Raw genomic sequence first — 16,053 nt, 5'->3', positions numbered from 1 at the left:
ATTTATTGGCGGGCTTGTTGCAACAATCGCAACAATGGCGGAAATTGGATGCAAAAATCAAAACGGTTTTGCCGGCCAACCTGCATCCGCATTTTCAGACGGCCTGCGTAGAAGACGGAAGATTGGTCTTGCTTGCCGCCAATAATATGGCTGCTTCGCGTTTGAAAATGATCCTGCCTGCCATGTTGCCCAAGTTGCAAACATTGCATACAGGCGTCAGGGAAGTGGTGGTCAGGGTAGTTCCCAAGCCTCCGGCTCAGCCGAAAACCAATAGTTTGAGATTGAGCGAGGCAGCTTTAGACAGCTTCGATGAGGCGGCAGCCAAATTGGAAGGCAAACATCCCGAATTGGCGGCGGCATTGGCAGAATTGGTGCGCAAGCACAGCCGCTAAAATCATGCCGAATGAGATTATGGTTAATAAATGTTAAAATTTATTTCATTTGACTGATAGCATCTAATACTAAAGAAATACGACCTAAACAGTAACTGTTTTCTTTTAGGTAAACTGATGTAAACTTGGCCTGAAATTTTGATTTCGTGTGAAGTTTGTAGCAAAATAACGCCTGAATTTCTTATCACTCTGCGTGAATAAGTTTAAGTTTGACATTTGTCTTTGTTAATATATTCGCGCGGGTTCTATTAATAGAACTTAACAAGACTCTCATCATTAGGAGATACATCAATGAAAGCTTATCTGGCTCTGATTTCCGCTGCCGTTATCGGCTTAGCTGCATGCTCTCAAGAAGCTGCAAAACCTGCTGAAGCACCTGCTGCTTCCGCTGCTTCTGAAGCTGCTCCTGCAGAAACTACTGCACCTGCCGATGCCGCTCCTGCCTCTGAAGCTGCTCCAGCCGATGCTGCCGCCGCTCCTGCTGCCGGCAACTGCGCAACTACTGTTGAAGCCAACGACGCTATGCAGTTTAACACTAAAGAAATCCAAGTGAGCAAAGCTTGTAAAGAATTCACCATCACTTTGAAACACACTGGTACCCAACCTAAAGAAAGCATGGGTCACAACATCGTCATCGGTAAAGCCGAAGACATGGACGGTATTTTCAAAGACGGTGCCGGTGCTGCTGCAACTGACTACGTTAAACCTGACGACGCACGCGTTGTTGCCCACACCAAACTGGTTGGCGGCGGCGAAGAAGCTTCCCTGACTCTGGATCCTGCTAAATTGGCCGGCGGCGAATACAAATTCGCTTGTACCTTCCCAGGTCACGGCGCTTTGATGAACGGTAAAGTTACTTTGGTTGACTAATCCGCCTCAAGCTCGAAAACAGACAGCCTGCCTTGCGCAGGCTGTTTTGTTATAATCTGGAAACATTAATTTAAGAATAAAACTTCAAAACCATGAATCCGTTTGAAACCAAAAGCGTTACTTTTGCCGAACCCATTGAAATGCTGTACGCCTGTCATGGCAAAGTGCGCCGTTTCTGCAGCCAGGTTGCCATGTTGTCGAACTATATTGCCGAAAACGGCTGCAATCAAATCGTTTTGCAAACCATCCGCCAAATTGCCCAATATTTTAATGTTGCCGCGCCGTTGCACCATGAAGACGAAGAAGAAAATTTCTTCCCGCTTCTATTGCAATATGCGCCGCAAGCTCAAGAAAGCGTTGACGAGCTTTTGCGCCAACATATCAGCCTGCACAACAACTGGGCGGCGGTATCTGCCGAATTCGCCAAACTCGAAGCAGACAACGCCTATATCCCCGATGCGGAAACGTTCAAACGCTTTGTCGCAGGATATGATGTTCATCTGGCGATTGAAGAGCCGCTATTTGATATGGGCAAAACCTTTATCCCCAAAGAAAAACTGACCGAAATCGGCGAAATTATGGCTGCACGCCGCCGCAAATAAGGTCGTCTGAAACAATCGTCTCAAGGAATACACTATGCTGACCCCAAAAAGTTGCGATTTGTTCAATATCCCTTTTTTCCAGTTTTCCCAGCTTAAAAAATACCAGCCTGAAAGCATTCCGCAAATCAAGGCAGACTATAAAGAAAACTGGCAGGTATGGCAGCAGCTAATCCAGCAGGTTGCCGCCGAATTGGGTGCACCGTTTGCGCCGCCGCATATCGAACGCTGGTGTAACGGCTGGCAGGTCCGCGCCCATTTTTTTGCCTATTTCAAATACGAACAATATAAAAATTCCGCAGCGATTTTATCGATTTTGCTGAATCGCCGCCGTTTGAGCGTCAGCTTGGACTGGCATTGCTATAAAGCCGATGTTTCTCCCATTGCGCTGCCTGATTACAACCGCTGGCTGGATAATTTTGATACTGAAAAATACGCTTCCTTCGATATGTGGCACGGTGCGGAAAGCGAATATGACGATTATCGTACCGTTGCCCAACAAAGCGACGGCGATAGAAAGCTTCGAGACGATAAAGATTTCTTCTGTATCGGCAAACACATCGAACGCGATGATTTGGGCAAGCAGGATGTCGCGAAATGGATAGTGGAAACAGTGGAAGACTTACTGCCGCTGTATGAAGCTTGTCATGGAAAATAAATCAGGATGCAGAAAGGGAAACTGCCCATTCAGTATCTTCAAATAAACTCAAGGCCGTCTGAAAATCATATTCAGAACGTTTCAGACGGCCTGTTTCTCAAAGTGAGCAAATATGACCGAAACCCAATCCCTAGAGCTTGCCAAAGAGCTGATTTCCCGCCCGTCCGTTACGCCGGATGACCAAAACTGCCAACAACTGCTGGCCGAACGCCTGCAAAAAATCGGTTTTGCCGTAGAAGAGCTTCATTTCGGCGACACCAAAAACATTTGGTTGCGCCGCGGTACTCAGGCTCCGGTGTTCTGCTTTGCCGGACATACCGACGTTGTGCCGACAGGTCCTGTTGAAAAATGGGATTCGCCTCCGTTTGAACCGACCGAGCGTGAAGACCGTCTGTATGGCCGCGGCGCGGCGGACATGAAAACCAGCATTGCCTGCTTCGTTACCGCCTGTGAGCGTTTCGTTGCCGAATATCCCGATCATCAAGGCAGTATCGCGCTCCTGATTACTTCAGACGAAGAGGGCGATGCGCTGGATGGCACAACCAAAGTTGTCGATGTATTGAAAGCGCGTGGCGAATTGATTGATTACTGTATCGTCGGCGAACCGACTGCCGTGGATAAATTGGGCGATATGTTGAAAAACGGCCGACGCGGCTCGTTGTCGGGCAATCTGACCATCAAAGGCAAGCAAGGCCATATTGCCTATCCGCATTTGGCAATCAATCCCGTGCATACTTTTGCCCCGGCCTTGCTGGAGCTGACGCAGGAAGTCTGGGACGAGGGCAACGAATACTTCCCGCCGACCAGTTTCCAAATTTCCAATATTAACGGCGGCACAGGCGCGACCAATGTGATTCCGGGCGAGCTAAACGTCAAATTCAATTTCCGTTTCTCTACCGAGTCTACTGAAGAAGGGCTGAAACAACGCGTTCATACCATTTTGGATAAACACGGCGTGCAATACGATTTGCAGTGGTCTTGCTCAGGCCAACCTTTCCTGACACAGGCAGGAAAACTGACCGATGTGGCACGCGAAGCCATTGCCGAGATTTGTGGCGTTGAGGCTGAATTGTCCACCACCGGCGGCACTTCGGACGGACGCTTCATCAAAGCCATTGCGAAAGAGCTCATCGAATTAGGCCCGTCTAACGCGACCATCCACCAAATCAACGAAAACGTACGTTTGGAAGATATTCCGAAGTTGTCGGCGGTGTATGAAGGTATGTTGAAACGCCTGTTGAAGTGAAAAGGCCGTACCGTAGGCTTTGAAAAACGATAGGGCGATACGATTCTTTTGCTCTTTCGGTTTTCTCTTAAGTTATCGATAATTGAACAAGGCAAAATATGATTACTCTGCCTTCTTTAAACGAGCTTCCATCAAAGTGGAATGAAATCCGAGAGCAGTTGGAAACTGACTTTCCCGCTACTCTCGAAGCCTTACTGCACGAGCGTCTTACCGAACACGAAGCCAAGCAGTTTGAGCAGGATTTTATTGACTGTATCGGTTGTGCGCCTGAAGAATATGTCCGTATCCGCCGAGCTATCCGACTGTTGGAAACGCGTTATCCTGATAGTCCGAACGAACTGACTGCGGCCGCGGTTGCCACGCCGTTGGGCGAGATGTTGGCGGTGTTCGGCAGCAAGGGTTTGTGTCTGCTGGAATTTGTCGGGCAGAAACATATGGAACAGGAAATCATGGCTGTCCAAAAAGCTTTGAACGGACAGTTTATTTTCCAAGAAAATGAGCAAACGCAACTTTTGCGTCAAGAATTGGATTTATACTTCCAAGGCCGTCTAAAAGTTTTTGCGACGCCTTTGGAAACGATAGGTACAGCCTTTCAGCAGCAGGTGTGGAATGCGCTGCTGACTATTCCTTACGGCGAAACGCGCAGCTACAAGGAGCAGGCGCAACAGTTGGGCAATCCTAAAGCCATTCGCGCCGTTGCCGCTGCAAACGGGCAGAACAAGGTGTCTATCTTGATTCCCTGCCACCGCGTTATCGGTAGCGACGGTAAGCTGACCGGCTACGCAGGCGGTTTGAACCGCAAACAATCGTTGCTTGCCTTGGAGAGAGGCGAGGTTCAGACGGCCTTGTTTTGAGTTTTGATAGAGGATAAGGGGCCATGCTTCGGGCAGGCTTCGCACGTTAAAAAAATTGAGCAGCAGAAGGTCGGTGGAAGCCCGACGAAATCTGCATGGAGAAAAATGTTGGGCAACGCCCACGCTAGAAAAAAGAGAAATAAGACATGAGCCTGAAAAACCGCCATTTTTTAAAACTTTTGGATTTCACGCCGGAAGAAATTACTGCCTATCTCGATCTTGCCGCCGAATTGAAAGCCGCTAAAAAAGCAGGGCGCGAGGTGCAGCGGATGAAGGGGAAAAACATTGCCCTGATTTTCGAGAAAACATCGACCCGCACCCGTTGCGCGTTTGAAGTGGCCGCGCGCGATCAAGGGGCAGGGGTAACTTATCTGGAGCCTTCTGCCAGCCAAATTGGGCATAAGGAAAGTATTAAGGATACGGCGCGGGTTTTGGGGCGGATGTTTGACGGTATCGAATATCGCGGTTTTGGACAGGATGTGGTGGAAGAGCTGGCCAAGTATGCAGGCGTGCCTGTGTTCAATGGTTTGACCAACGAGTTTCACCCGACTCAAATGCTTGCTGATGCGCTGACGATGCGCGAGCATAGCAACAAGCCTTTGAACCAAATTGCGTTTGCCTACGTCGGTGATGCGCGTTACAACATGGCCAATTCGTTGCTGGTGTTGGCTGCGAAACTGGGCATGGACGTGCGTATCGGTGCACCGAAAAGTTTGTGGCCGTCTGAAAACATTATCGAGACAGTGCAGGCTGTTGCCAAAGAGACCGGTGGACGGATTCTGTTGACGGAGAATGTGAAAGAAGCCGTGAAAGGCGTGGATTTTATCCATACCGATGTGTGGGTCAGCATGGGTGAGCCTAAAGAGGCGTGGCAGGAACGTATCGATTTGCTGAAAGATTACCGAGTTACGCCCGAATTAATGGCCGCGGCTGAAAATCCGCAAGTCAAGTTTATGCATTGCCTGCCTGCTTTCCATAATCGTGAAACCAAAGTCGGTGAATGGATTTATGAGACATTCGGCCTGAATGGTGTGGAAGTAACGGAAGAAGTCTTTGAAAGCGAAGCCAGTATTGTGTTTGATCAGGCAGAAAACCGGATGCACACGATTAAAGCGGTGATGGTAGCGGCATTGGGCGATTGAGTTTTGCGCTCAACGCTGCTTACCGCTTCATTTAATAGAGATTAAATAAAGGCCGTCTGAAAGAAAGACTTTCAGACGGCCTTGTTGTTTGATTGGGTTTATTGCCAAATCAGGACTTTGGGTTCGGGCGTCACTTGATAGCCTTCTTGACGCAATAGTTCGATTAAGCCTTTTCCGCTGGGTAAATGGGCAATGCCGACAGCAAAGAGGGTGCTTTGTTTGGCCGATTGCTTGCGGATTTCAGGTAGCCATGCCAAGTTACGGCGGATCAGGAGGTCGTTTTTCAGCCAATCGGACATGGCTTTGGCGTGTTTAGCATCAACACGTTTGAGGGTGCACTGTTCGGTTTCTTCCAAAAGTGGGATGAGTTCTTCAAAGCGGCCTTCTGAATAGGCTTGATGGAGTTTTTTGATATCTTCGGTTTCTTCTTTATTGGTTTTAATGCTGGCTTTCAGAAAGTTGAGCATGGTTTCTTCAGGCTGTGCTTTGAAGATTGCGGAAACTTCGTCCAAGCTTTCTAATGAACTACGCGGTTTGTTGATATTGACTGCTGCGTTGGTCAGCAACATATCTGCACCGGTTTCTGCGCTATATCCTTGGGGAAATGCGCTGCCGGCAAAAACCAATGCTGCCCACGGGTGGAGTTTGTCGGCAATTCTGGTGATGGGTCGGCTTTCTTCATTTTTTGAATAGATTTCTTGTAAAAGACGGAAATCTGTTTTGCCAAGCTTGCGGCTAAGCGGTTCGGTACTCATGACTTCTTTGAAGTATTTTTGATACATTTTTTTCGTTTCCGGACTGCTGTCCGGCAGTGGGTCAATTTCTGTGGTCAGTTGGTTGGTGGATTGCAACAGTTTGACCGCATCGGAAGACAAAGTTTGATTGGTTCGTCCCATGTGGATGGTGCCGAGCAGGTAGGAATCGGGTTGGCCTTCTTTGCTGATTTTCCAAACATTGCTGGTCAGTTTAGGCTGCTGCCAGTTAAGTTCGGCAGGTTTGTTGTCGGGTGAGATCGCGGCGGGTTTGCAGGCGCCCAGGGCGAGGGCAGTCAATGGCACAAGCAGGCAGGCAAGCAGTTTTTTCATGTTTTTCCTTATTGTGGTGTGCGGTAGGCAAGGGCAATTTAGAAATCGAGCAGGTTTTGAACCGGATGTTCGCCCGTTTCGGTTTTTTCCATTTTGCGGTTGCGGATTTTGGCTTTCCTGAGGGATAGAAGGTGCATGACTTGATGCTTTTGGCTGTCGGTCATCTGGAGCCAGTACAAGCGCTCTTCCCGGCTGCGCAGGCAGCCTTTGCAATAGCCTTTGGCATTGGCTTCACAAACGCCGATGCAGGGACTGGGGATGGGGAAAAAATCAGGTTGTTCCATATTTTAAAAGCGTTTGAGACAAGAGACTGGACAAACCAAAATTGCAGACTGCATTCGTATTTGTCTACACACGATCGGTGTATCCAGCAGGGTTCCTAATATCCAATTGAGTTGATCATTTCAATAAGTTTATATCTGCCACCCTAGGCATAAAAAACCTAAGAGAAACCATAAATATATCGCAGAAGAAGTCAGTATCTTCCCTATTTTCAGATTTCTCCAATAAAACCCAAGTAAGAACATTATAAAAATTAAAGGAATTCCAATATAAATATAATATTTAAGCGATCCTAATTCACTGAACACGTTTATAACAGAATAGAGACCGATAAATCCACCTGACCAAAAAACAATTATTGCTGGCCCTAAAAAAATAGCCGTTATTAAATGAGGGAGCAGTATGATTTTTATCCATTCTTTATATTTGTTGTTCATTTTAATCCCAATTACTTCAATGGTATCGTATCGATTCAAATGGGGGAGCAAAGTGTACAGTAACGTCACCAAGAATAATTACGGTATGTTTGGCAGAATCATGTTTTAATACATATTTGGAGTTCCGCTATATTTTGATTTTCAGACGACCTATGTGTAGCCCCAACTATCTGCATTTTATGACTTAATCAGTTTGCGCAAAGACTGATTGTTGTATTTGATATCGGCAATCAGCTGGTCATATTGGTGCATTCTACGGAGCGAGCGGGTAATTAGATAGACCGAGAAAATAATCAAGCTGATGTTCATCAGACTGACCAGTACGAGCAAAGGCCAAACATCAACGGCCTCGTACCATTTCGATGTCGCAATCAGCGCACTGAAAATAGACAAAGGGAGTGCGAAAACGGCAATGCCCGTACGCATGATAGCAAGTGCCGTGCGTTTTTCTGCAAGGAGAAGCTGTACTTGATTGATGCTGAGGATATCGTTTTGCTGTTCGGTAACCATAGGATACGCGCCTATACAAATTAACTTTGAATTCTGATAAAGCGGAAAATATGGTTTTATGTTACCCGAAAGTATTGAAAATAAAAACAAAGGTCGTCTGAAAATTTTTAGACGACCTTTTCCATTCCTGTTTATACGGTTTGCGAGTATTTGGCTTTGGTTTCTTTATGGCGCAAATGGTAGTCGAACACCATGGCGATGTTGCGGATCAGGAAACGGCCCTTCGGTGTCACGGTCAGGCTGTGCGGTTTGAGACGGACCAGGCCGAGGGTTTCAAGTTGCTTCATATCTTCCAGTTCGGCTGCAAAATAGCGGCTAAACGGAATGCCGAACACGCTTTCGTAAATTTGATAATCAAGCGAGAAGCGGCACATTAAATCCTGAATAATGTTGCGGCGCAGGATATCGTCTTGATCAAGCTGGTAGCCGCGCATAATCGGCAGATGTCCGGCATCAAGAGCGGCGTAATAGGCATCGATGTCGCGCTCGTTTTGGGAGTAGGTGCTGCCGATTTTGCCGATAGAGGACACACCGATCGCTACCAAATCGCAGTCGGCATAGGTTGAGTAGCCTTGGAAGTTGCGTTGCAGGAAGCCTTCTTTGAGGGCGATGGAGAGTTCGTCGTCAGGTTTGGCAAAGTGGTCCATGCCAATGAAAACGTAGCCGCGCTCAGTCAGGGTTTGGACGCAATATTGCAGCATATCGAGTTTTTCTTCGCTGCCGGGAACGACATTGGTGTCGATACGGCGTTGCGGTTTGAAGATATGCGGCAGGTGGGCGTAGTGGTAGAGGGCGAGGCGGTCAGGGTCAAGCGACAAGACCGTGTCGATGGTGGTTTTGATGCTTTCGGTGTTTTGGTGCGGCAGGCCGTAAATCAAATCGACACTGACGGATTTGAACCCTGCTTCGCGGGCGGCATCGATGACTTCTTTGGTTTCTTCGTAACTTTGGATACGGTTGACGGCTGCCTGCACTTTAGGATCGAAGTCTTGAATGCCGACACTCATGCGGTTGAAACCGAGTTTGCCCAGTTTGAGGACGGTTTTGCGGCTGACTTTGCGCGGGTCGATTTCGATGGAGTATTCGCCGTTGGGGATGAGCTGGAAGTATTTGCGGATCATTTCGAAGACGCGTTCGAGTTGGTCGTCGCTTAGGAATGTCGGCGTGCCGCCGCCGAAGTGGAGTTGCGCAAGCTGGTGTCGTCCGCCTAAATGCGGTGCCAGCAACTCCATTTCTTTTTCCAGATACTGGATATAGGCATCGGCACGGCTTTTGTCTTTGGTAATGATTTTGTTGCAGCCGCAGTAGTAGCAGATGGTATTGCAGAAGGGGATGTGGATGTAGAGTGAAAGGGGTTTGTTGAGCGCGCCCATGTTACGCAGGTTTAAAGCTTGGATATATTCGGCTTCTTTAAAGCCTTCATGGAAGCGGTCGGCGGTCGGATAGGATGTATAACGTGGACCGCTTGATGGCAAACTGGCAATCAATTCGCGGTCGAATTCCGGTAATTCATTGTTTGTGTTAGTGTTATTTGAGATAGGGATGATTTTCATGGTCGGGGCTTGTAGTATGAAGTAAGGAAATTAGGGAAAATTTTAGTCAAAATTTCGATAGTTTGGTAGAATGCCTCATAATGATATGCCAACTTTGACATGGGTCAATAGTTATTCGGCTTCATCAGGGATTGAGAGAACTAAGCAAATTAAAGGTGCGTTATGGCCACACACAATGCAACACATCAAATGAAAACCTTGTGTTCCACATGTTCTTTACGCGAGCTGTGTTTGCCTGTCGGACTGATGCCTAACGAATTTTCACAATTAGACGCGGTTATCCGTCAAAGCCGCCGTCTGAAAAAAGGTGAATACCTGTTCCGTGCCGGCGAGCCATTTACCTCTTTGTTTGCCATCCGTGCGGGCTTCTTTAAGACAACAGTCGCCAGCCAAGATGGACGAGACCAGGTAACCGGCTTTTTTATGTCGGGCGAGCTGATCGGTATGGATGGGATTTGTTCCCATATTCACAGCTGTGATGCTGTGGCTTTGGAAGACAGCGAGGTATGCGAGCTTCCGTTTACACACATTGAAGAACTCGGTCAGGATATTCCCAGCCTCCGCTCTCACTTTTTCCGCTTAATGAGTCGCGAAATTGTTCGAGATCAGGGCGTTATGCTGCTTTTGGGCAATATGCGCGCTGAAGAGCGATTGGCAGCATTCTTGCTCAACCTGTCTCAGCGTCTCTATTCACGAGGCTTCGCCGCCAATGATTTTATCTTGCGGATGTCGCGTGAGGAAATCGGCAGCTATTTGGGGCTGAAGCTGGAAACAGTCAGCCGCACCTTGTCTAAATTCCATCATGAAGGCTTGATTTCGGTTGAACACAAGCACATCAAAATCTTAGATGCGACAACCTTGAAGAAAATGGTTTCTGGTTGTTCGCACGCTATCTGAATCTTAGGCCGTCTGAAATATTTCAGACGGCCTTTTTAACAAGAATTAAAGAATAATTGTTAAGTTACGCAAGTGATAGTCAGGTATTAAATTGAAAAATCTTCAACAACCGGCGTGTACAGAATGCGGTCGACTACTTCTCTGGTCAGTTTCGGTGCAAACATCTGGATAAAGTCATACGCGTAACCGCGCAGGTAAGTATCCGAGCGTAAGGCTATCCAAGTGGGCGACGGTTCAAATAAGTGTGCCGCATCAATAAGCTGTAAATCTTGATCGACAACGGGATCGTACGCCATTTTGGCCATCAAACCAACGCCCAAGCCTAAGCGGACATACGTCTTCAATACATCTGTATCGGCAGCCGATAAGGCAACATCAGGTTGCTCAATATGCGCTTTATTAAATGTACGCGCAATGCTGCTGCCGGAATTAAAAGCAAATTCGTAAGTAACCAGCGGAAAAGAAGCCAAATCTTCAAGGCTTAAAGGATTGCGGCAGTCCAAAAGAGGGTGGTCATGCGGAACAATCACGGCATGGTTCCATTCGTAGCAGGGCAGCTTGCCTAACTCAGGATGATCATCAATCTGTTCGGTAATAATTGCTAAATCTGCTTCGCCGCTGCTGACCATTTGCGCAATCGCAGAAGGGCTGCCTTGTTTGATGGTCAAATTGACCTTAGGGTAGTTTTTGACAAATTCCGCAACGATTTTGGGCAAGGCATAACGCGCCTGGGTATGCGTTGTCGCGATGGTCAGCGAACCGCTGTCATGATCGGTAAACTCGCTGCCGATATTTTTAATGTTTTGTACATCGCGCAAAATTCGTTCCGAAATTTCTAACACGGCTTTGCCCGGTTGCGAAACGGAAACCACACGCTTGCCGCTGCGGATAAAAATTTGGATACCCAATTCTTCTTCAAGCAGGCGGATTTGTTTGGAAATGCCGGGCTGGGATGTGAAAAGCGCATCGGCGGCTTCAGAGACATTCAGATTGTGCCGGTAAACTTCAAGGGCGTAACGTAATTGTTGCAGTTTCATGGTAGCAGTACCGAATACGTTGTTATTGTGGATTTTGTGCGACAAACGGCATGTAATTTAACATATTTTGCCCAGTTTTGCCCCGAGTTTTGAAAATGGTTGTTTTTAATGAAAATATCTTTTAATGATATGAAAACAGGAAATTCAGGAAAGAAGAGGGAAAGGGGTTTTGTTGTTTTTGTACAACTTTAGGTAGGTGAATTGTCTGATTTTGCCCTAAATTAATGACACAAGATTGATTTTTCGGCATGATTAACTACTAGGAAGCAGGCACTTCATGATTGTTTGAAGGCATCGAGTATTGACAGTTTGCCTTGCGCTTCTTTATAGTGCAACCTGATATATCCGATTTGCCGCTGTTTTGATACTGCGGCCTGTATATTGGTACTTTGCAGCGGTTGCTTTCCTAGTCCGCCGCATAACAATTTGATGAGGGAATAAAATGACCAAACAGCTGAAATTAAGCGCATTGTTCGTTGCCTTGGTTGCCTCTGGCACCGCTATGGCCAGCGAAGCGCACACCAAACACGGTTACACCGTAAGCAGCCAATCTCAAGAAATCGTCCGTAACAACTACGGCGAATGCTGGAAAAACAGCTACTTCGACAAAGCTACCGAAGGCCGTGTTGAATGTGGTGACCGCGAAGCAGTTGCTCCTGTACAACAAGCTCCTGAGTATGTTGATGAAACTGTTTCTCTGTCTACTAAAACTCTGTTCGGCTTCGACAAAGACAACCTGCGTCCTGAAGCTCAAGAAAACTTGGATTCTTTGGCTCAACGCCTGAGCAACGACAGCGTACAAACTGTACGTGTTGAAGGTCACACTGACTTCATGGGTTCTGAAGAATACAACCAAGCTCTGTCTGAGCGTCGTGCCAACGTAGTTGCTAACTACTTGGTAGGCCGTGGCGTTGCTTCTAGCAAAATCTCTGCAGTAGGTCTGGGCGAGTCTCAAGCTCAAATGACTGCTACTTGTGAAGCTGAAGTTGCTAAACTGGGTAAAAAAGTTTCTAAAGCTAAGAAACGTGCTGCCCTTATCGCTTGTATCGAACCTGACCGTCGCGTTGATGTTAAAATCCGCAGCGTTGTTACTCGTCAAGTTGCTCCAGGCCAAACTATCGAAGGTCAAGGTGAATTGCCTGCTACTGATGAAGGTTGGATCCCAGCTCCTTACAATGGCGTTCACGGTTACGCTAAACCTTAATCGGTTTGTGAAAAATGCCCTGCAATATGCAGGGCATTTTTTTATGGTTTATATTTGAAGAGTCAGGGAATTTATGATTCAAAATAAAAGGCCGTCTGAAAGACTTTTTTCAGACGGCCTTTTATTAAGACAGATTAGTTTGGTTTGGGCCATTTCCATACGCAGATGGCTGCCAGTATCGTACAAATCAAAAAGATAATACTGGATAAGCCATGCCAAATGCCGAATGTACCGCCTACTAGAGACAAGAGCCAGTTATCCAGCCCGTACTTGTGTGCCTCGATAACCGGCGTAACCAAAAGATGATTACAGGCTAAGAGTAGCCAAAGCACCAAAACCCACCAAGAGAGGGAGGCAAGTTGCCGTCTGAAAAAGGCATAGGCTGCGCCAAAAATAACTAAGCCACAAAGTGCTGTAATAGCAAATAAAATGCCGGCAATTTCTCCTGCCAGCATTTTGGGCAGGATGCGGAATAGGATAGGGGCAGTAACATAGCCTGCTGTCAGCTGCATACCAAGCCACATGGCGGCAGCGGTTTGGATAATTTTGTATAGTAGATTCATTATGCTTCTCCTGTGAAGATTTTATTTTCTTTGATTATGGTGTTTTTAGGTACAGCAAAAGGCCGTCTGAAAATGTTTTCAGACGGCCTTTTGTTTATTTAAATATATTGCACGGCAATGATGTCATATTCACGCACGCCGCCGGGTGCTTGAACTTCTGCAACGTCGCCTTCTTCTTTGCCGATCAGGGCTCGGGCAATGGGGGAGCCAACGTAGATTTTGTGTTCTTTGATGTCTGCTTCATCTTCACCGACGATTTGGTAGGTAACTTGTTCTTCGGTTTCCAAATCTTCCAGTGTCACAGTTGTGCCGAACACAATTTTGCCTTCTGCATGGATTTCGGCAGGGTTGATGATGTGCGCCATAGAGAGTTTGTGTTCCAACTCGGCAATGCGGCCTTCGATAAAGCCTTGACGCTCTTTGGCGGCTTCGTATTCTGCGTTTTCAGACAAGTCGCCGTGTGAACGTGCTTCGGCGATGGCTTCAATGACTTCTGGGCGTGCTACGCTTTTGAGGTGTTGAAGTTCTTGTTTCAACAATTCTGCACCACGGACGGTCAAAGGGATTTTTTGCATTGAGTTCTCCATGAAAGCATGATGATGCTTTTAAAATTTTATCCGGCCACGCGCGGTAGCCGGATTGGAAATAAAAATACAAGCCGCCAAAGCTTGGCGGCTTGATGAATAAATAAGTAATGCCTGTATTCTACCAAATTCTGCCGAAACCGCAATAATTAAAACGGATTTTCAGTAAAGTGTTGTTTTCTGTCTATTTTGTTTTTCAGACGGCCTGAAAACTAAATATTGAAGTATTTCAAAGCTGCATCGGAAAAACGGTTTCTTAAATGAATGTTTTTGATTAAAATGCCTGATACTAATTCGTAATAATTAGTCTGCTTTGACTATATAAAGAGAATATATGGAAACAAAACCAACTTCCCAAAATGAACAACAGGCTAACCGCCGTTATTTGACTGTTTGGCGATGGCATTTTTATGCCGGACTTTTGGTTGCGCCGTTTTTAACCCTGCTGGCTGTTACAGGGTTGGGAATGCTGCTATTTGCCAATATTACCGGTAAAGAAGGCGAGCGCATACATGTTACGCCTCAGGCAGTGGTTCAGCCTTTGTCGGCTCAGGCTGAAGCTGCCAGACAGTTTGTGAATCCGGAAACTTCCTCTGTGGTGCAGTATATTGCGCCGCGCACAGATGATATGGTTGCCGTATTCCGCGTGAACAATGACGATAAAGCCACTATGGTTGCCGTTGATCCCTATACGGCAAAAGTCGTGAACACGATGCCGCGCGGTCAAGGCTGGTATCACACGATGGATGAAATCCACGGCGATATTATGATTGGGGCGACAGGGGACTACCTGTTGGAAACCGCTGCGTCGCTAACCATCATCATGATTGTGACCGGTATTTATTTGTGGTGGGTAAAACAGCGTAGTCTGAAGGCTGTTTTTTTACCTAAAGCAGGCAAAGGTCGTTCTTGGTGGCGCAACCTGCACGGTGCATTTGGCTCTTGGGTTTCTTTGATTTTATTGCTGTTCTGTCTGTCGGGCGTTGCTTGGGCAGGTATTTGGGGTGGTAAAGTGGTTCAAGCGTGGAGTCAATTTCCTACGGGTAAATGGGGCGTGGAGCCTAATCCTGTATCTTCCGTATCAACCCATGGTGATGTGCTGAACGACGGTAAATCCAAAGAAGTGCCGTGGATTTTGGAGCTGACGCCTATGCCGGTTTCCGGTACGACAATGGGCGAAAACGGCATTAATCCGAGTGAGCCGATGACGTTGGAGACGGTTGACCGCTTTGCGCGCGAAATTGGCTTTAAAGGTCGCTATCAGCTTAATTTGCCTAAGGGTGAGACCGGTGTATGGACGCTGTCGCAAGACTCAATGAGCTACGATATGATTAGTCCGACTGCGGATCGTACGGTACACATTGATCAATACAGTGGCAAAATCCTGGCTGATATTCATTTCGATGATTACAACTGGTTTGGTAAATTCATGGCGGCAAGCATTGCTTTGCATATGGGTACGCTGGGCTGGTGGAGCGTATTGGCAAATGTCTTGTTCTGCCTGGCGATTATCTTTATCTGTGTCAGCGGTTGTGTAATGTGGTGGAAACGCCGCCCTTCGGAAGCGCGAGGTTTAGTTCCTCCTGCACAGAAAATTAAATTTCCGGTATGGTGGGCAATGGCTGTGCCACTTCTGATTTTGGCTGTGATTTTTCCAACGGCCATTGCTGCAATCGCTGTTATTTGGATTTTGGATACACTGTTGTTGTCGCGTATCCCAGCATTGGCAAGATGGTTTAAATAACCGTCTGATGTGATTAAAGGCCGTCTGCATCTTTTGTTTCAGACGGCCTTTGTTATAAAGGTTAAAAGAAGCAGGGGGAGTTATAATTCTGTTTAAGTTTATGCGTGAGATGGGAATTGTGATTGGCTTACAGGATTGTGTAAGAAAGACAAGGCGTTCTTGTATAAAAACAAAAAACCCACTTCATTGAAGTGGGTTTTTGATGAAGGCTTTAACCTTTGCGAGCAGGCAATTTTTCTTTAATGCGAGCTGCTTTACCGGTCAGGCCGCGCAAGTAGTACAGTTTGGCGCGACGTACGTCACCACGGCGTTTAACTTCGATTTTTTCTACGGTAGGAGAGTACAGTTGGAAAGTACGTTCTACACCTTCGCCGCTAGAGATTTTGCGAACGATGA

Annotated in this window: 18 protein-coding genes; 10 read left to right on the top strand and 8 right to left on the bottom strand. The window is 46.9% G+C overall.

Annotated elements, in window-relative coordinates; genetic code table 11:
- From ACTHUE_RS03665 to argF, 7 genes are all read left to right on the top strand, one after another.
- Window positions 1–392 (top strand): DciA family protein (locus ACTHUE_RS03665; RefSeq protein WP_440423035.1); only part of this gene is annotated, 392 nt, incomplete at its 5' end.
- Between the two features lie 291 nt (window positions 393–683).
- Window positions 684–1,262 (top strand): azurin, encoded by a 579-nt coding sequence (azu, locus tag ACTHUE_RS03660; protein ID WP_003748712.1) that lies wholly within the window; start codon window positions 684–686, stop codon window positions 1,260–1,262.
- Between the two features lie 92 nt (window positions 1,263–1,354).
- Window positions 1,355–1,864, top strand: coding sequence for a hemerythrin domain-containing protein (locus ACTHUE_RS03655; RefSeq protein ID WP_004519620.1), 510 nt, complete (start codon window positions 1,355–1,357; stop codon window positions 1,862–1,864).
- A gap of 34 nt (window positions 1,865–1,898) precedes the next feature.
- The gene (locus ACTHUE_RS03650) at window positions 1,899–2,519 is read left to right on the top strand and encodes a glucose-6-phosphate 1-dehydrogenase family protein (protein ID WP_004519621.1); all 621 of its coding nucleotides are present in this window, start codon (window positions 1,899–1,901) and stop codon (window positions 2,517–2,519) included.
- Between the two features lie 112 nt (window positions 2,520–2,631).
- Window positions 2,632–3,765: a succinyl-diaminopimelate desuccinylase gene (gene dapE / locus ACTHUE_RS03645; RefSeq protein WP_004519622.1), complete on the top strand. Its 1,134-nt coding sequence runs from the start codon at window positions 2,632–2,634 to the stop codon at window positions 3,763–3,765.
- Window positions 3,766–3,863: 98 nt separating this feature from the next.
- Window positions 3,864–4,619, top strand: a complete 756-nt coding sequence (locus ACTHUE_RS03640; protein WP_004519623.1) for a methylated-DNA--[protein]-cysteine S-methyltransferase — start codon at window positions 3,864–3,866, stop codon at window positions 4,617–4,619.
- A gap of 146 nt (window positions 4,620–4,765) precedes the next feature.
- Window positions 4,766–5,761 (top strand): ornithine carbamoyltransferase, encoded by a 996-nt coding sequence (argF, locus tag ACTHUE_RS03635; protein WP_004519625.1) that lies wholly within the window; start codon window positions 4,766–4,768, stop codon window positions 5,759–5,761.
- A 98-nt stretch (window positions 5,762–5,859) separates the two neighbouring features.
- On the opposite strand, the gene ACTHUE_RS03630 is transcribed toward argF, so the two are convergent.
- The 4 genes from ACTHUE_RS03630 to hemN form a co-directional block, all read right to left on the bottom strand.
- Complete coding sequence (locus tag ACTHUE_RS03630) at window positions 5,860–6,846, bottom strand: TraB/GumN family protein (RefSeq protein WP_004519626.1); 987 nt, start codon at window positions 6,844–6,846, stop codon at window positions 5,860–5,862.
- A 38-nt stretch (window positions 6,847–6,884) separates the two neighbouring features.
- Window positions 6,885–7,130, bottom strand: coding sequence for a DUF1289 domain-containing protein (locus ACTHUE_RS03625; RefSeq protein WP_004519627.1), 246 nt, complete (start codon window positions 7,128–7,130; stop codon window positions 6,885–6,887).
- A 612-nt stretch (window positions 7,131–7,742) separates the two neighbouring features.
- A complete protein-coding gene (locus ACTHUE_RS03620) occupies window positions 7,743–8,075 on the bottom strand; it encodes a hypothetical protein (protein ID WP_004519629.1) in 333 nt (110 codons plus the stop codon).
- 131 nt (window positions 8,076–8,206) lie between these two features.
- Window positions 8,207–9,628 (bottom strand): oxygen-independent coproporphyrinogen III oxidase, encoded by a 1,422-nt coding sequence (gene hemN, locus ACTHUE_RS03615; protein ID WP_004519630.1) that lies wholly within the window; start codon window positions 9,626–9,628, stop codon window positions 8,207–8,209.
- A gap of 162 nt (window positions 9,629–9,790) precedes the next feature.
- Between hemN and fnr the strand changes: the two genes are divergently transcribed.
- A complete protein-coding gene (gene fnr / locus ACTHUE_RS03610; RefSeq protein ID WP_039862092.1) occupies window positions 9,791–10,525 on the top strand; it encodes a fumarate/nitrate reduction transcriptional regulator Fnr in 735 nt (244 codons plus the stop codon).
- An 86-nt stretch (window positions 10,526–10,611) separates the two neighbouring features.
- Here the strand turns inward: fnr and ACTHUE_RS03605 are convergent, their stop codons facing one another.
- Window positions 10,612–11,562 (bottom strand): CysB family HTH-type transcriptional regulator, encoded by a 951-nt coding sequence (locus ACTHUE_RS03605; RefSeq protein WP_049336754.1) that lies wholly within the window; start codon window positions 11,560–11,562, stop codon window positions 10,612–10,614.
- Window positions 11,563–12,004: 442 nt separating this feature from the next.
- Here ACTHUE_RS03605 and ACTHUE_RS03600 point away from each other — a divergent pair, with 442 nt between their 5' ends.
- The gene (locus ACTHUE_RS03600; RefSeq protein WP_049336752.1) at window positions 12,005–12,766 is read left to right on the top strand and encodes an OmpA family protein; all 762 of its coding nucleotides are present in this window, start codon (window positions 12,005–12,007) and stop codon (window positions 12,764–12,766) included.
- A gap of 134 nt (window positions 12,767–12,900) precedes the next feature.
- Here the strand turns inward: ACTHUE_RS03600 and ACTHUE_RS03595 are convergent, their stop codons facing one another.
- Window positions 12,901–13,329 (bottom strand): DUF4149 domain-containing protein, encoded by a 429-nt coding sequence (locus tag ACTHUE_RS03595; protein ID WP_440361195.1) that lies wholly within the window; start codon window positions 13,327–13,329, stop codon window positions 12,901–12,903.
- Between the two features lie 98 nt (window positions 13,330–13,427).
- Window positions 13,428–13,904 (bottom strand): transcription elongation factor GreA, encoded by a 477-nt coding sequence (gene greA, locus ACTHUE_RS03590; RefSeq protein WP_039862094.1) that lies wholly within the window; start codon window positions 13,902–13,904, stop codon window positions 13,428–13,430.
- A gap of 343 nt (window positions 13,905–14,247) precedes the next feature.
- Between greA and ACTHUE_RS03585 the strand changes: the two genes are divergently transcribed.
- The gene (locus ACTHUE_RS03585) at window positions 14,248–15,657 is read left to right on the top strand and encodes a PepSY-associated TM helix domain-containing protein (RefSeq protein ID WP_049336743.1); all 1,410 of its coding nucleotides are present in this window, start codon (window positions 14,248–14,250) and stop codon (window positions 15,655–15,657) included.
- A gap of 211 nt (window positions 15,658–15,868) precedes the next feature.
- On the opposite strand, the gene ACTHUE_RS03580 is transcribed toward ACTHUE_RS03585, so the two are convergent.
- A partial coding sequence (locus ACTHUE_RS03580; protein ID WP_440402825.1) for a 50S ribosomal protein L19 occupies window positions 15,869–16,053 on the bottom strand: 185 nt, incomplete at its 5' end.

Source organism: Neisseria sp. P0021.S005 (genome assembly GCF_051956955.1).
The sequence above is the reverse complement of the archived record's forward strand: the minus strand, read 5'-3'. Positions and strand labels throughout refer to the sequence as shown.

Excerpts from the sequence above, each read along its gene's own strand:
- azu (WP_003748712.1), top strand. The coding sequence starts at position 684 with ATGAAAGCTTATCTGGCTCTGATTTCCGCTGCCGTTATCGGCTTAGCT.
- ACTHUE_RS03600 (WP_049336752.1), top strand. The coding sequence starts at position 12,005 with ATGACCAAACAGCTGAAATTAAGCGCATTGTTCGTTGCCTTGGTTGCC.
- ACTHUE_RS03620 (WP_004519629.1), bottom strand. The coding sequence starts at position 8,075 with ATGGTTACCGAACAGCAAAACGATATCCTCAGCATCAATCAAGTACAG.
- ACTHUE_RS03605 (WP_049336754.1), bottom strand. The coding sequence starts at position 11,562 with ATGAAACTGCAACAATTACGTTACGCCCTTGAAGTTTACCGGCACAAT.
- fnr (WP_039862092.1), top strand. The coding sequence starts at position 9,791 with ATGGCCACACACAATGCAACACATCAAATGAAAACCTTGTGTTCCACA.
- ACTHUE_RS03630 (WP_004519626.1), bottom strand. The coding sequence starts at position 6,846 with ATGAAAAAACTGCTTGCCTGCCTGCTTGTGCCATTGACTGCCCTCGCC.
- ACTHUE_RS03625 (WP_004519627.1), bottom strand. The coding sequence starts at position 7,130 with ATGGAACAACCTGATTTTTTCCCCATCCCCAGTCCCTGCATCGGCGTT.
- ACTHUE_RS03585 (WP_049336743.1), top strand. The coding sequence starts at position 14,248 with ATGGAAACAAAACCAACTTCCCAAAATGAACAACAGGCTAACCGCCGT.
- ACTHUE_RS03655 (WP_004519620.1), top strand. The coding sequence starts at position 1,355 with ATGAATCCGTTTGAAACCAAAAGCGTTACTTTTGCCGAACCCATTGAA.
- argF (WP_004519625.1), top strand. The coding sequence starts at position 4,766 with ATGAGCCTGAAAAACCGCCATTTTTTAAAACTTTTGGATTTCACGCCG.
- ACTHUE_RS03650 (WP_004519621.1), top strand. The coding sequence starts at position 1,899 with ATGCTGACCCCAAAAAGTTGCGATTTGTTCAATATCCCTTTTTTCCAG.
- dapE (WP_004519622.1), top strand. The coding sequence starts at position 2,632 with ATGACCGAAACCCAATCCCTAGAGCTTGCCAAAGAGCTGATTTCCCGC.
- hemN (WP_004519630.1), bottom strand. The coding sequence starts at position 9,628 with ATGAAAATCATCCCTATCTCAAATAACACTAACACAAACAATGAATTA.
- ACTHUE_RS03595 (WP_440361195.1), bottom strand. The coding sequence starts at position 13,329 with ATGAATCTACTATACAAAATTATCCAAACCGCTGCCGCCATGTGGCTT.
- ACTHUE_RS03640 (WP_004519623.1), top strand. The coding sequence starts at position 3,864 with ATGATTACTCTGCCTTCTTTAAACGAGCTTCCATCAAAGTGGAATGAA.
- greA (WP_039862094.1), bottom strand. The coding sequence starts at position 13,904 with ATGCAAAAAATCCCTTTGACCGTCCGTGGTGCAGAATTGTTGAAACAA.